We start from the raw sequence: 14,355 nt of genomic DNA, 5'->3' as shown, positions 1-14,355 counted from the left end.
CCTAGGCAACCGGCCAACCTTTCCGTTAAAGAAGCCGGACCGTCCATCCGCGACAAAGGGCATTCTCCCGTGCAGACACCTTCCCGTGACGAGTGGCTCGCCAAGGCCCGCACCCTGTCCGAAGCGCTGCCCTACATGCGGCGTTATGCCGGGAGCACCTTCGTCATCAAGTATGGCGGCCATGCCATGGGCGATGCCGGGCTGGCGGAGCTGTTCGCCCGCGACATCGTCCTGCTGAAGCAGGTCGGCATCAACCCGGTGGTCGTCCATGGCGGCGGCCCCCAGATCGGCCAGATGCTGGAGCGGCTGAAGATCAAGTCGAGCTTCATCGACGGGCTGCGGGTCACCGACAAGGAGACGGTCGAGGTGGTCGAGATGGTGCTGGCCGGCTCCATCAACAAGCAGATCGTCGCCGCCATCAACAGCGCCGGCGGCCGCGCCGTCGGCCTGTCGGGCAAGGACAGCAACCTGATCACCGCCCGCCGGCTGGAGCGCGTGCAGCGCGATCCCGACAGCAACATCGAGAAGGTGCTGGATCTCGGCTTCGTCGGAGAGCCCTACAAGGTCAACCCGGAGATCCTGCAGGCGCTGGCCAAGTCGGACATCATCCCGGTGATCGCCCCGGTCGGCTTCGACGACAAGGGCGACACCTACAACATTAACGCCGACACCGCGGCCGGCGCCGTCGCCGCGGCGGTCAAGGCGGCCCGCTTCTTCCTGCTGACCGATGTCGCCGGCGTGCTCGACAAGGAAAAGAAGCTGATCGAGCGGATGTCGCTGGAGGATGCCCACAAGGCGATCGCCGACGGCACCGCCTCGGGCGGCATGATCCCGAAGATCGAGACCTGCATCGGCGCGGTGGAACAGGGCGTGGAGGCGGCGGTTATCCTGGACGGCCGCGTCCCGCATGCGCTGCTGCTGGAGATCTTCACCGAGGGCGGCGCCGGCACCCTGATCGGCAAGGCCTGACGCCACAACGAGGGAACCGATGAGCGATCCCCGCAAGGAACTGCTCCGCCAGATGAAGGCCATCCGCGAGCGGATGGACCCCAAGCTGGTGGAGCGCGCCAGACTGGCGGTGCTCGGCAAGGTTCCTTACGACAGCGATGCCGCCAAGGAGGCCGTCGGTCATTTCCTCGACGCCCGCCGCGACGGCGGTGCCTTCCGCCGCAAGCTGGAGCAGGCGCTGAAGGAGGAGGGGGCGGCGCTCGATCTCGATGGCACCGGCAAGCCGGACCCGAAAGCGGAGCCGGCCGCATCGCCCAAGCCGCGGCGCGGCGGCCGGATGACCTGAGGCCGCCAACCTCCCCCCGGCACCGGAACCCGCAAGGAGCCGACCCTTGCTGCATGTCTTCGTCAACGATGGCGGTCTGCTCCGCTGGGTTCGCGAAACCCCGGAGGAGACGGTCCCGCCGCCGCTGCCGGCAAGCGCGGTATGGCTCGACCTGATCAACCCGTCGACCGAGGAACTGGCGCGGGCGGAGGCGCTGCTCGGCACCAGCCTGCCGACCCGCGAACAGATGGCGGAGATCGAGGAATCGAGCCGCCTGCGCGTTGCCGGCGGCGTCCTGACCATGACGATCACCGCCCTGGTCTGGGCCGACACCGACGAGCCGCGCATCGCCACCGTCAGCTTCGTGCTGGCCGGACGGCGGCTGGTCACCATCCACGACATCGACCCGCAGGCCCTGCTGGCCTTCCGCCGCCGCGCCACCCACGGCCAGGTTCCGGCCTCGCGCGGCGAACTGGTGCTGGCGGCGCTGGTCGATGGCATGGTCGACCGCACGTCGGTCGTGTTGCGCCGGACCGGGTTGGAACTGGATGCGTTGAACCGCCGCTATTTCCGCGGGCGCACGTTGCGCTCGCGTGGCGAGACGCTGGACGATGCCGAGACCCTGAAGCGCATCGGCCACGCCGGTCACCTGATCGGCAAGGAGCGGCTCAGCCTGGCCAGCCTGTCGCGCATGGCCGATTTCCTGGCTCGCGGCGAAGGCTGGAACGCGGGCAAGGCGACGCGGCGCTGGGCGAAGACGGCGCTGCAGGATCTGCGCGGACTCGACCAGTATGCCCGTTTCCTGTCCGGAAAGGTGGCGCTGCTGCTGGACACCGCGCTCGGCCAGATCAACGTCGAGCAGAACGAGATCGTCAAGATCGTCTCGGTCCTCACCGTGCTGCTCTTCCCGCCGACGCTGGTCGCCACCATCGCCGGCATGAACTTCTCCGACATGCCGGGGGAGGGGGCGCCGCTGGGGTATGCCACGGCCCTGCTGCTGATGCTGGTCTCGGCCCTGCTGCCGATGATCTATGTGCGTCTGAAGCGCTGGCTTTAGAGAGCGACCGGTTCGATGGAGCCGTTCGCCCGGTGGACGGCACGGCGCCTTGGAGATCCGCGGGTGCCCTGGGATGGCGGGGCTGGCTGATCGTCCGCTCTCCTTTCCTTTTGACAGCCGTCATGCATCCCGGCAGGATGGACGCATTCCAGGGGGGTCCCGACAGGGGGCTGAGATACCAACGGCCGGACGCCGCCCGCAGGCGCACCCGGCAGCGTGGTGACCCTTTGAACCTGATCCGGGTCATACCGGCGAAGGGAGGGACCGCGTGACGGGCCGCACTCGGCCCATTCGCCGCTTGGATCGATCGCCTAGGCAAGCCTGTTCAGGCCCCTTGCCGATCCTGCGCCCCGCACGCAGACACCGCACCTCCGTCCGCAGTCCCGGGTTTGTCCGCCCAACTCCGACGGAGAAACCCAATGCCCAAGGACTTCCAGGAAGACCGCATCCGCATTTCGACCGGCCCGTTGCCGGCGTCGCGGAAGATCCATGCGCCGGGAACGCGCTTCCCGGACCTGCGCGTCGCCATGCGCGAAATCGCGCTGTCGGGCGGCGAGCCGCCGCTGGCCGTCTATGACTCCTCCGGTCCCTACACCGACGAAACGGCCGCCGTCGACATCCGTGCCGGCCTGCCGAAGCACCGGCGCGACTGGATCCTGGCTCGGGGCGACGTCGAGGCCACCGGCCGCGGTGCCCTGCGGGCCAGGGGCGGCGGCGCAGTCACCCAGATGGCCTACGCCCGGGCCGGGATCGTCACGGCGGAGATGGAGTACGTCGCGGTCCGCGAGAATCTGGGGCGCGCCACGGCCCTGGACGCTGCGAGGGACGGCGAGGATTTCGGCGCCGACATCCCCGACCTCATCACGCCGGAGTTCGTGCGCGACGAGGTGGCGCGCGGACGGGCGATCATCCCGTCCAACGTCAACCACCCCGAATCGGAGCCGATGATCATCGGCCGCAATTTCCTGACCAAGATCAACGCCAACATCGGCAACTCCGCCGTGACCTCCTCGATCGAGGAGGAGGTTGAGAAGATGGTCTGGTCGATCCGCTGGGGGGCCGACACCGTGATGGACCTGTCCACCGGCGCCGACATCCACCAGACCCGCGAATGGATCCTGCGCAACGCCCCGGTTCCCATCGGCACCGTGCCGATCTACCAGGCACTGGAGAAGGTCAAGGGCAGGGCGGAGGACCTGACCTGGGAGCTGTTCCGCGACACGCTGATCGAACAGGCGGAACAGGGCGTCGATTACTTCACCATCCATGCCGGCCTGCGGCTGGCCCACATCCCGCTGACGGCGAAGCGGGTGACCGGCATCGTCTCGCGGGGCGGCTCGATCATCGCCAAATGGTGTCTGGCGCATCACCGCGAGAATTTCCTCTACGATCATTTCGCCGACATCGTCGAGATCTGCCGCGCCTATGACGTGGCGCTGTCGCTCGGCGACGGCCTGCGGCCGGGCAGCCAGGCCGACGCCAACGACGCCGCCCAGTTCGCCGAACTGGAAACCCTGGGAGAACTGACCAGGGTCGCCTGGGCACGCGACGTCCAGGTGATGATCGAGGGGCCGGGCCATGTGCCGATGCACAAGATCAAGCACAATGTGGAAAAACAACTGGCGCTGTGCGGGGAGGCGCCCTTCTACACGCTGGGGCCGCTGGTGACCGACATCGCGCCGGGCTATGACCACATCACCAGTGCCATCGGTGCGGCGATGATCGGCTGGTTCGGCACGGCGATGCTCTGCTACGTCACGCCGAAGGAGCATCTGGGCCTGCCCGACCGCGACGACGTGAAGGCCGGCGTCATCGCCTACAAGATCGCCGCCCATGCCGCCGACCTGGCGAAGGGCCACCCGGCGGCGCGGTTGCGCGACGATGCCATGTCGCGCGCCCGCTTCTCCTTCCGCTGGCGCGACCAGTTCGCCCTGTCGCTCGATCCCGACACGGCGATGGCCTACCACGACGAGACCCTGCCTGCGGAGGGCGCCAAGACCGCGCATTTCTGCTCGATGTGCGGCCCGAAATTCTGCTCGATGAAGATCACGCAGGAAATCCGCGAGGCCGCCGAGTCCGGCATGGCGGAGATGTCGTCGAAGTTCCGCGAGGCCGGCGGGGATATCTACCAGCCGGCGGCGGAATGAGGTTCGGCGGCGATACCCCCTGTCTAACCCTCCCCCGCCTTGGGCGGGAGAGGGAACTCCACTGCTTTGACGGCTAAGGTCACTTTGACAAGCGTCCTGCCCCCTCCACCGCCGAAGGCGGGGGAGGGATGGGGAGGGGGCAACCGCCACAACCGCTGTCTCACTCCGCGTACCTGATCTCCAGCACTTCCACCGACTCCATCCCCGCCGGTGTGCGCACGTCCACCATGTCGCCCTCGCGGGCCTTCAGCAGCGCGCGGGCGATGGGGGAAATCCAGCTCACATGACCGCGGTCGGGGTCGACCTCGTCGGCGCCGACGATGGTGACCGTGTTTTCGGCGCCATCCCCGCGGGCATAGGTGACGGTGGCGCCGAAGAAGACCTGCTCACGGTTCTTCTGGTCCTGCGGGTTGACCACCACAGCCGATTCCAGCCGCTTGTTCAGGAAGCGGATGCGGCGGTCGATCTCGCGCAGGCGCTTCTTGCCGTAGAGGTAGTCGCCATTCTCCGAACGGTCGCCGTTGCCGGCCGCCCAGGACACCACCTCGACCACCTTGGGGCGCTCGACCCGCAGCAGGTGGCGCAGTTCCTCCTGCATGCGCTGGAAGCCGGCCGGGGTCATATAGTTCTTGAAGCCCTGCGGCAGTGGTGCCGGATCGTCGAGCTCGTCGTCGTCCGGCGTGTCGTTCTCGCGGGTGAAGGCCTTGCTCATGGTCCGACCTGTCGGCTGTGGGCAGGGATGAAGGCGTGGGCAGGAAAAGGAAAAGGCGCCCTGCGGCGCCTTTTCCAGTCCTTCGGTCGGAAAATGACCGTCCGGCTCAGCGCTTCCACCAGCCCCGGCGGGGCTTGGCCTCGGCTTCGCCCGTGTCGGCGGCCGGGGCCTCGGTCACGGCGGGGGCGGCCTCAACCGAAGTCTTGGCCGCAGCCTCTGCCGGAGCCTCGGCGGCGGCCTTGCGCTTGCGCGACGCCTTCTTGGCCGGGGCCTCGGTCACGGCGGGGGCAGCCTCTGCCGGAGCCTCGGCGGCGGCCTTGCGCTTGCGCGACGCCTTCTTGGCCGGGGCCTCGGTCACGGCGGGAGCGGCCTCAACCGGCGCCTCGGCGGCGGCCTTGCGCTTGCGCGACGCCTTCTTGGCCGGAACCTCGGCCACGGCGGGGGCAGCCTCGACCGGCGCCTCGGCGGCGGCCTTGCGCTTGCGCGACGCCTTCTTGGCCGGAGCCTCGGTCACCACGGGTGCAGCCTCTGCCGGAGCCTCGGCGGCGGCCTTGCGCTTGCGCGACCCCTTCCTGGCCGGAGCCTCGGCGGTTACCGCCGGAGTGGCCTCGACAGGTGCCACCACCGGCGGCTCGGTCGCCGGAACCGGGACCTGCTCGGCCGGGGTGTCGCCGGCAAGGATCCAGTCGAGGTCGGAGGCCTCGGCCGGGGCGGCCGGCACGGTGCCGTCCTGGCCGGCGACCGGAACGTCGGCACCGGCCTCCAGTTCCTCGCCACCCTCGCGGCGGGAGCGGCGGCGGCCACCGCGCTTGCCGCGACGGCGCTTCTTGCGGCCCTCGCCGTTGCGGTCACCCGCCTCGGAGGTCTCCTCCTCGCCGTCGTCGCCCTCGCCCTCGCCATCGTCGGTTTCCTCACCGGCATCCGCCGGCTCGGAGATCGCCGTGCCGGAGATGGCCTCGGCGGCGGCAGGCAGCGGCGCCTCCGTCACCTCGTCGCCGTTGTCCTCGGCCTCTTCGGTCTCCTCGGCCTCGTCGCCGTTGCCTTCGATCCGGCCTTCCTCGCGGTCGCCACGGCCACGGCCGCGCCGGCGACGCCGGCGGCGGCGGCGATCGTCGCCGTTGCCGTCGCTGCCGCCCTCGCCTCCGGCGTCAACGGCAGCGGTACGGTCGCCGGCATCCTCGCCCTGGACGGGCTCGGCATCGGCCTCGGCCTCGATGGTGGTTTCGACCGGCTCGGCGGCCAGCGCGCGGTCGGTCTCGGCCATGACGCGGTCGGCGCTGACCAGCGGACCGTCCTCGTCCGGCAGGCGGGCCTTGTTGCGCTCCAGGCGATGGTCCGGGGCAATCAGGCCGTCATCGGCCTGCACCATGACGTGGAAGCCGTGGCGCTCCTCGATCTTCGCCAGCTCGCCGCGCTTCTGATTGAGGATGTAGAGCGCGATCGAGGTCGGGACGTAGATGGTGATCTCCGACGACCGCTTGCGGATGCCTTCCTCCTCGATGGCGCGCAGGACGTGCAGCGAGGCGGATTCGACCGAGCGGACGACGCCGGTCCCCGAGCAGTGCGGGCAGCGCTCGAAGTTGGTCTCCAGCAGCGACGGGCGCAGGCGCTGGCGCGACAGCTCCATCAGGCCGAAGGCGGAGATGCGGCCGAGCTGGATGCGCGCCCGGTCGTTCTTCATCGCTTCCTTCAGGCGGCGCTCGACGGCGGCGTTGTTCCGCGGCTCCTCCATGTCGATGAAGTCGATGACGATCAGGCCGGCGAGGTCGCGCAGGCGCAACTGGCGCGCCACCTCGTCGGCGGCCTCCAGGTTGGTCTTGTAGGCGGTTTCCTCGATGTTGCGCTCGCGGGTCGACTTGCCGGAGTTGACGTCGATGGAGACCAGCGCCTCGGTCGGGTTGATGACGATGTAGCCGCCGGAGCGAAGCTGCACCACCGGGCTGTGGATGGCGTCGATCTGCGTTTCCACCTGATAGCGGTGGAACAGCGGGATCTGGCTGTCGCGGTAGAGCTGGACGCGCTGGGAATGGCCCGGCATCAGCATGTCCATGAACTCGCGCGCCGTGCGGAAGCCGGCCTCGCCCTCGACCCAGATCTCGTCGATGTCGTTGGCGTAGAGGTCGCGGATCGACCGCTTGATCAGGTTCGCCTCTTCATAGATGAGGCAGGGCGCCGACGACTTCAGCGTCTGTTCGCGGATGTCGTCCCACAGGCGCAGGAGATATTCCAGGTCGCGCTTGATCTCGGGCTTGGAGCGCTCCAGCCCGGCGGTGCGCAGGATGACCGCCATGCCGTCGGGAATGTCGAGGTCCGACAGGATTTCCTTCAGGCGCTTGCGGTCGGCCGGGTTGGTGATCTTGCGGGAGATCCCGCCGCCGCGGCCGGTGTTGGGCATCAGGACGCAGTAGCGGCCGGGCAGCGACAGGTAGGTGGTCAGCGCGGCACCCTTGTTGCCGCGCTCCTCCTTGGTCACCTGCACCAGCATGACCTGCCGGCGCTTCACCACTTCCTGGATCTTGTAGGAGCGCAGCGGCCGCGAGCGGCGGCGCTGGGTTTCGACCTCCTCGTCCTCGTCGCCGCCGACCATGTCGGGCACGGACGGAGCGGGACCGCCGGCCTCGGCGCCGTCGTCGCGGGCGGCGCGCTCGTCGCCGGCCCCGTCGCTGCCGGCCTCGTCGCCGTCCTCATCCCCGCCGTCCGGGCCGCCGTCGCCGGCATCGTCCTCGTCGGAGGCCTCCGGCGCGATGGGGGAGGGCATCGGCGACCATTCCTCGACCACCTGCTCCGGGCGGATCGGCTCGGCCATCACGGCGCCGTCGGCGGCGGCCTCGGCACGGGCCTCCGCCTGTTCCTCCAGGCGGCGCTCCTCGGCCAGCAGGGCCTCGCGGTCGGCGATCGGAATGCGGTAGTAGTCGGGATGGATTTCGGAGAAGGCGAGGAAGCCGTGGCGGTTCCCGCCATACTCGACGAACGCCGCCTGGAGCGAAGGCTCGACCCGCGTCACCTTGGCGAGGTAGATGTTGCCCTTTAGCTGCTTGCGGCTGGCGATCTCGAAATCGAGCTCTTCCAGCCGGTTTCCATTGACCACGGCGACCCGGGTTTCCTCCGGGTGCGTGGCGTCCACCAGCATGCGCTTGGCCATTTATGGTCCTCAACGGCGCGACCCAGGGAACCCGCGCGACCGGTCGGGCCGCCTGGACGCAGCGTCTGTTGTGGGCGAAGCGTGCGGCACGACGGGACCGGAACCGCCGAACGGCGCTGACGAGAGCAGCCAGGACGGCCCGGTCGACACGCGCCGGGCTGCCGCCTTGCGGCCACAGCCAGCTTCGAGGTTTCGTCCTCTTACCGGCAATCCGAACGCGCCACCCCGCGACGTCCTTCCGGCGCGGATGGCCGGACAGGCGGTGTCGGGGGCGACGCCGCAGCCCCATGACCGGCCCCGTGACCGGCGACCGGCTGACCGGGGTCAGCGAGATCGGCGCCCATCGGGGCAATTCGGCCCGACTCTGGCGAATTGCGGTCTGTCGCGAAGATACCATAGACAAGCGATCCGGCTTGCACAACGCGGAAATGCGCCGATTCGCCGAACAAGTTCGCGGCGTGGAAGCCCGGGCCGGTCCTGCCACCCGCCACCCCACGCGCCACCCTCCGGACCCGTCCGGCGGGGGCGTCACTGTTGCAGGAACGGCACCCCGGGACGGAATTGGCGGGGCGCCCGACGATGCGCGTTGAGGGCGTCGAAGCGGCTGGTCTATAGCTGGTCGTCCGTTGCACTGCTGCCGCTGCCCAGGGGATCCGATGCCACGGCCGCCCAGCCTGCCGACCGAGAGCCTGCCGCCTGAAAGTCAGCCGCCGGCGCCGTCGGTCCGCCCGCTTGTCTCCCGCCTGTGCGCCATCGTGCTGCCGGCGGTGGTCGCGCTCGGGCTTCTCGGGTCGCCTGCCGCGGCGAACGCCCAGACCACGGCGTCGCTGCCGCCGCCGATCCCGCGCGCGGCGGTGGTGGATGCCCGGTTCGGCCTGCATCCGGACATGACCCGCTTCGTGCTCGAACTGAGCGACACCGTCCCCTTCACGGTGACGCTGGCCGCCGACCCGTACCGGGTCGTCGTCGACCTGCCGGAGCTGGCGTGGCCCGGCGGATCCCGGACGGTGGAGGGCAAGGGGATGGTGGCGCGCTACCGCCATGCCGGCGGCGCCCCGGCGGGCGGGACCCGCGTGACCTTCGACACGGTGGGTCCGGCGAAGGTGCGCAGCGCCTTCATGATCCCGGCCCGCGACGGCCACCAGCCGCGCTTCGTGCTGGATCTGGAGAAGACCACGCCGGCGGAGTTCCGCCGGATCGCCAAGGGCGCGCCGCCGGCCGCCGCCGGCGCGAGTCAAGGTCCGGGGCAGGGCGCGGGCCGTGGCGAGCAGGCGCGAGGCGCGCGCGATCCGGGTGGCCACGAGATGACGATGTCGTCGGTCATCGCCACGGCCATGACCGTTCCCGAGGCGCCCGGCGAGGCGGGCGGGACGGGCGCGGCGGCGGCCGGCGTCGTGACGGCGCCGCCTCCCTTCGTCCCGTTGCCGCCGATCCCGCCGGCCCAGCTCATGACGGCGTCGCTCCCGGCAGTCCCGCCGCCGCCGGAACCTGCGGCGAAGCCGCCGACCGCGGCGGAGAAGCCGCTGATCGTGCTCGATCCCGGCCACGGCGGCCAGGATCCGGGCGCCATCGGCGTCGGCGGCATCTACGAGAAGGACATCACGCTGGCCACCGCCAAGGAGGTGAAGCGCCAACTGGAGCGGACCGGGCGCTACCGCGTGCGGCTGACCCGCGACAGCGACGTCTTCATCCGCCTGCGCGACCGCGTCGCGCTGGGGCGCGAGGCCGGGGCCGACCTGTTCATCTCGCTGCACGCCGACAGCATCAGCAGCGGCGACGTCCGCGGCCTGTCGATCTATACCCTGTCCGACAAGGCGTCGGACCGCGAGGCGGAGATGCTGGCCGCCAAGGAGAACCGGTCCGACGCGCTGGTCGGCCTGGACCTGTCCGGCGAGAACGCGCTGGTCGCCAACATCCTGATCGACCTCGCCCAGCGCGACACGATGAACCATTCCAAGCGCTTCGCCACCCTGGCCCTGCAGAATCTCGGGCGCGACATCCCGCTGATCCCGAGCAAGCCGCACCGGCAGGCCGGTTTCGCCGTGCTGACCGCCCCCGACGTGCCGTCGGCGCTGATCGAGATGGGATACCTGTCGAACCGCCGCGACGTCAGCCTGCTGATCTCCTCGGTCCACCGCGAGCGGCTGGGCAAGGGGCTGGCCCGGACCATCGACGCCTATTTCAAGTGGCTGCTCGGGGCGCAGCGGACCTGAACCGCGCGCCGCCGTCACAGCCCCGGCCGGGCTGGCGCCCTCTGCATGTCACATTTTCCTGACATGACGGGATCGGGGGCGGTACTTGGCACCGTCGCGGTGTAGGATGCGCCGCATCAACCGGCGTGCCGGCGGATCGGAAGCCATCGACTTCCGGCCGCGGTGCGCCTGCCGTCGTTTCTTGCGGGATTGGTCATGCGCCTTCTTCTGTCCTTGCTGATGGCCTTCGTGATGCTGGCCCTGGTGGCCGCGGGCGGCCTCGTCTTCCTGTTCCAGCATTACGACCACGACCTGCCCGACTATACGAAGCTGGCGAACTACCAGCCGCCGGTGACCACGCGCATCTATGCCGGCGACGGCCGGCTGATGGCCGAGTTCGCGTCGGAGCGGCGCATCTTCGTGCCGATCGACTCGATGCCGCGCCAGGTGGTCAACGCCTTCATGGCGGCCGAGGACAAGAACTTCTACGAGCACCAGGGCGTCGACCCGATCGGCATCCTGCGCGCCATCCTGATCAACATCGAGAATTTCGGCCGCGACCGCCGGCCGGTGGGCGCCAGCACCATCACGCAGCAGGTCGCCAAGAACATGCTGCTGACCAACGAGGTGTCCTTCGCGCGCAAGATCAAGGAAGCGATCCTGGCGATCCGCATCGAGCGGGCCTTCACCAAGGACCGCATCCTGGAGCTCTACCTGAACGAGATCTTCCTCGGGAACCGCTCCTACGGCGTCGCCGCGGCCGCGCTCAACTATTTCAACAAGGCGCTGGACGAGCTGAGCATCGAGGAGGTCGCCTTCCTGGCCGCGCTGCCGAAGGCGCCGTCCAACTACAACCCGGAACGCCAGCACGAGGCCGCGATGGCGCGGCGCAACTGGGTGATCGGCCGCATGGCCGAGGACGGCTACATCACGCCGGACGAGGCGAAGGCCGCCCAGGGCCGCCCGCTGCTCACCCGCAAGCGCGACGAGCAGGAGGTGGTGACCGCCGAGTATTTCTCCGAGGAGGTCCGGCGCGAACTGGTGAAGCTGTACGGCGAGCAGGCCCTCTATGAGGGCGGCCTCTCCGTCCGCGCCTCGATGGATCCGCAGCTCCAGGCGGCGGCAACCAAGTCGCTGCGCGACGGGCTGATCGCCTACGACCGCCGCCACGGCTGGCGCGGCCCGGTCGGCAGGATGGAGAATTTCGACGGCTGGCCGAAGAAACTGGCGGCGATGCCGGTGCCGCCGGGCGGCGAGGGCTGGAAGCTGGCGGTCGTGCTGAAGGACGACCAGGGCGACGGGCTGGACATCGGGCTGGCCGACGGCACCCGCGGCCGCATCCCGCTGTCGGAGCTGCGCTGGGCCCGCCCCTGGAAGGAGGGGGAGGTGCTCGGCGCCGCGGTGCGCAAGCCGTCCGACGTGGCCAAGCTCGGCGACCTGCTGCTGGTGGAGCCGGTGAGCGGGCCGGCGAAGGACGAGGATGAGAAGCCGGCCAGGAAGGGGGCCAAGGAAAGTAGGGAGCTGCCGGCGGGCAGCTACGGGCTGCGCCAGATCCCGGCGGTGCAGGGCGGCCTGGTGGCGCTCGACCCGCACACCGGGCGCGTGCTGGCGATGGTCGGCGGCTTCTCCCCCGCCATGAGCGTGTTCAACCGCGCCACCCAGGCGCTGCGCCAGCCGGGATCCTCCTTCAAGCCCTTCGTCTACCTGACCGCGCTCAACCAGGGCTTCACCCCGTCCTCGCTGGTGATGGACGCCCCCTTCTCCTACGATCCGGGCGGCGGCCAGCCGGTCTGGCGGCCGGAGAACTACAGCCACGAGTTCTACGGCCCGACGCCGCTGCGCGTCGGCATCGAGAAGTCGCGCAACGTCATGACCGTCCGCCTCGCCCAGCAGATCGGCATGGACAAGGTCAAGGCGCTGGTCGAGAAGTTCGGCATCATGGACAACCTGCAGCCCTATCTGCCGATGTCGCTGGGCGCCGGCGAGACCACGGTGCTGCGGCTCGCCACCGCCTACGCCATGCTCGACAACGGCGGCAAACGGGTGGTGCCGACCTTCATCGACCGGGTGCAGGACCGCAACGGCAAGACGGTCTTCCGCCACGACACGCGGGCCTGCGAGGGCTGCGGCGCCGTCGCCTGGAAGGACGGGCTGGCGGTTCCGGCGGTGCCCGACACCCGCGAGCAGGTGAACGACCCCCGCACCACCTACCAGATCGTCTCGATCCTGGAGGGCGTGGTGCAGCGCGGCACCGCGGCGGCGCTGAAGTCGCTGGGCAAGCCGCTGGCCGGCAAGACCGGCACCACCAACGACAGCCACGACGCCTGGTTCATGGGCTTCTCGCCCGACCTGGTGGTCGGCACCTACATCGGCTTCGACCAGCCGCGTTCGTTGGGCGGGCACGAAACCGGCGGCTCGGCGGCGGTGCCGGTGTTCAAGGAGGTCATGCAGGTGGCGCTGAAGGACAAGCCGGCGACGCCGTTCCGCGTGCCGCCCGGCCTGCGGCTGGTCCGCGTCAACCCGGCGAACGGCCAGTTGGCCCAGCCCGGCGACAGCCGCGCCATCTGGGAAGCCTTCCTGCCGGGCACCGAGCCGAATCCCGACCAGCCGGCGCAGGTCCTCGACGGGTCGTCCCAGAGTGCCGGCGCCTTCGGCGACCCGAACGCCCAGGCGGGCTTCGGGGAGACCCCGGCCGGCGTGCCGGCCCCGCCCGCCGCCGCGACGCTGGGCACCGGCGGGCTGTATTGATGAAGAAAGGGCGGAGCGGAAGGTCCGCTCCGCCCGCTTGTGCCGGGCCGGGCCGAGTTGGGGCGCCCCAAAATTAGGGTGCGCTGACCCGGACGATCGGCCCCGCCGCCGGCTCGGTCCGCTGTTGCGACAGGGCGGCGATCGCGCCGGCCGGCTGGTCGGTCGGGCAGTTGCCGAGCTGGCGCAGGCCGGGTTCCAGGGCGGTGAACATGGCACGCACGCCGTCGGCGTTGACGTGCAGGCTGTCCATGAACATCTCGGGCTTGTCCACCGCGCGGCGGGCGTCGATCACGGTGACGCCTTTGGGCAGGCGGGCCTTCAGGTCGCCGAAGAAGGCATCGAAGTTCGTCAGCTTGGCGATGTAGCTGGGGAAGTAGGGGGTGATGACCACCGCCACCTTGGTGCCGCGCGCCTGGGCGGCGCCGATGATGCGCTCCAGGGCGCGCCAGTTGGCGTCGTCGGCGGTCATCACCTCGTCGGGGGCGGCGGCGAGCTGGGCCTTCAGCGGCTCCGGCATCACCCCGACCAGGGTGCGGTCGTCGGCCGGCCGCATCAACCCGGCGGCGAGCCTCATGGTCTGGTTGTTGTTGAAGGTCAGCAGGTGGAAGGCGTTGTTGGCCAGCCACAGCTCCCGGTTCTCCTGGCGGACGAAGTCGTCGATCCGCGGCGAGTAGTAGCCGAGCATCGGCAGGTCGGCGAGGTCGTGCGGATTGTCGACCAGTCCGGTCGGCTCCAGCACCAGCAGGCGCGGGGCATCGTGCCGCTCCAGGTAATCCTCCCACAGCAGGGCCGACAGGACGGTCGGCGCGCCGCCCATGCCGAGGTTCAGCGCCTGCCCGCAGGCGACCTCGCCGAGGGTGGAGACGGGGAAGTGGTTGTCCGCCCGCGAGTTCCCGAGCACCACGACGTCGGCCGGAGCCTTGTCCGGTTCGGCCGGGCGGTAGATCGCCATGAAGCGGTCGCTGGATTGAAGCAGCAGATCGCCCAGCGCCGAGGCGAGGACACGGTCCATCGCGGTGACGGTAACAACGATCAGCGCGATGCAGGCCAACAGGCGGTACATGGATGCTCTCCGTCCGGTCGG

At 70.0% G+C, this 14,355-nt stretch carries 9 protein-coding genes and 1 riboswitch; of the genes, 6 read left to right on the top strand and 3 right to left on the bottom strand.

Going from position 1 to position 14,355, the window contains the following annotated elements; translation table 11 throughout:
* Nucleotides 1-69 precede the first annotated feature (69 nt).
* The 4 genes from argB to thiC all read left to right on the top strand — a co-directional run bounded on the left by argB (nt 70) and on the right by thiC (nt 4,477).
* Nucleotides 70-969 carry an acetylglutamate kinase gene (gene argB / locus J2850_RS25150; protein ID WP_209988084.1) on the top strand — a complete coding sequence of 300 codons (900 nt, stop codon included), beginning with the start codon at nt 70-72 and terminating at the stop codon, nt 967-969.
* 19 nt (nt 970-988) lie between these two features.
* Nucleotides 989-1,294, top strand: coding sequence for a hypothetical protein (locus J2850_RS25145; RefSeq protein ID WP_209988083.1), 306 nt, complete (start codon nt 989-991; stop codon nt 1,292-1,294).
* A gap of 46 nt (nt 1,295-1,340) precedes the next feature.
* A complete protein-coding gene (locus tag J2850_RS25140; RefSeq protein WP_209988081.1) occupies nt 1,341-2,330 on the top strand; it encodes a CorA family divalent cation transporter in 990 nt (329 codons plus the stop codon).
* A 146-nt stretch (nt 2,331-2,476) separates the two neighbouring features.
* Nucleotides 2,477-2,594, top strand: a riboswitch (TPP riboswitch).
* Between the two features lie 155 nt (nt 2,595-2,749).
* Nucleotides 2,750-4,477: a phosphomethylpyrimidine synthase ThiC gene (gene thiC / locus J2850_RS25135; protein WP_209988078.1), complete on the top strand. Its 1,728-nt coding sequence runs from the start codon at nt 2,750-2,752 to the stop codon at nt 4,475-4,477.
* A gap of 160 nt (nt 4,478-4,637) precedes the next feature.
* On the opposite strand, the gene greB is transcribed toward thiC, so the two are convergent.
* Both greB and J2850_RS25125 read right to left on the bottom strand, forming a co-directional pair.
* Nucleotides 4,638-5,189, bottom strand: a complete 552-nt coding sequence (greB, locus tag J2850_RS25130; protein WP_209988075.1) for a transcription elongation factor GreB — start codon at nt 5,187-5,189, stop codon at nt 4,638-4,640.
* A 106-nt stretch (nt 5,190-5,295) separates the two neighbouring features.
* Entirely contained in the window at nt 5,296-8,331 is a 3,036-nt protein-coding gene (locus J2850_RS25125; RefSeq protein WP_209988071.1) for an Rne/Rng family ribonuclease, read from the bottom strand.
* Nucleotides 8,332-8,987: 656 nt separating this feature from the next.
* Between J2850_RS25125 and J2850_RS25120 the strand changes: the two genes are divergently transcribed.
* A complete protein-coding gene (locus tag J2850_RS25120; RefSeq protein ID WP_209988069.1) occupies nt 8,988-10,544 on the top strand; it encodes an N-acetylmuramoyl-L-alanine amidase in 1,557 nt (518 codons plus the stop codon).
* Nucleotides 10,545-10,739: 195 nt separating this feature from the next.
* Nucleotides 10,740-13,271 carry a penicillin-binding protein 1A gene (locus J2850_RS25115; RefSeq protein ID WP_209988066.1) on the top strand — a complete coding sequence of 844 codons (2,532 nt, stop codon included), beginning with the start codon at nt 10,740-10,742 and terminating at the stop codon, nt 13,269-13,271.
* Nucleotides 13,272-13,344: 73 nt separating this feature from the next.
* Here J2850_RS25115 and J2850_RS25110 read toward each other — a convergent pair whose 3' ends face one another.
* Nucleotides 13,345-14,334 (bottom strand): SGNH/GDSL hydrolase family protein, encoded by a 990-nt coding sequence (locus J2850_RS25110; RefSeq protein WP_209988062.1) that lies wholly within the window; start codon nt 14,332-14,334, stop codon nt 13,345-13,347.
* Nucleotides 14,335-14,355: the final 21 nt, after the last annotated feature.

Source organism: Azospirillum picis (assembly GCF_017876115.1).
Classification (GTDB): Bacteria; Pseudomonadota; Alphaproteobacteria; order Azospirillales; family Azospirillaceae; genus Azospirillum; species Azospirillum picis.
Note: the sequence above shows the minus strand (reverse complement) of the source record. Positions and strands in the feature narration are given on the sequence as shown.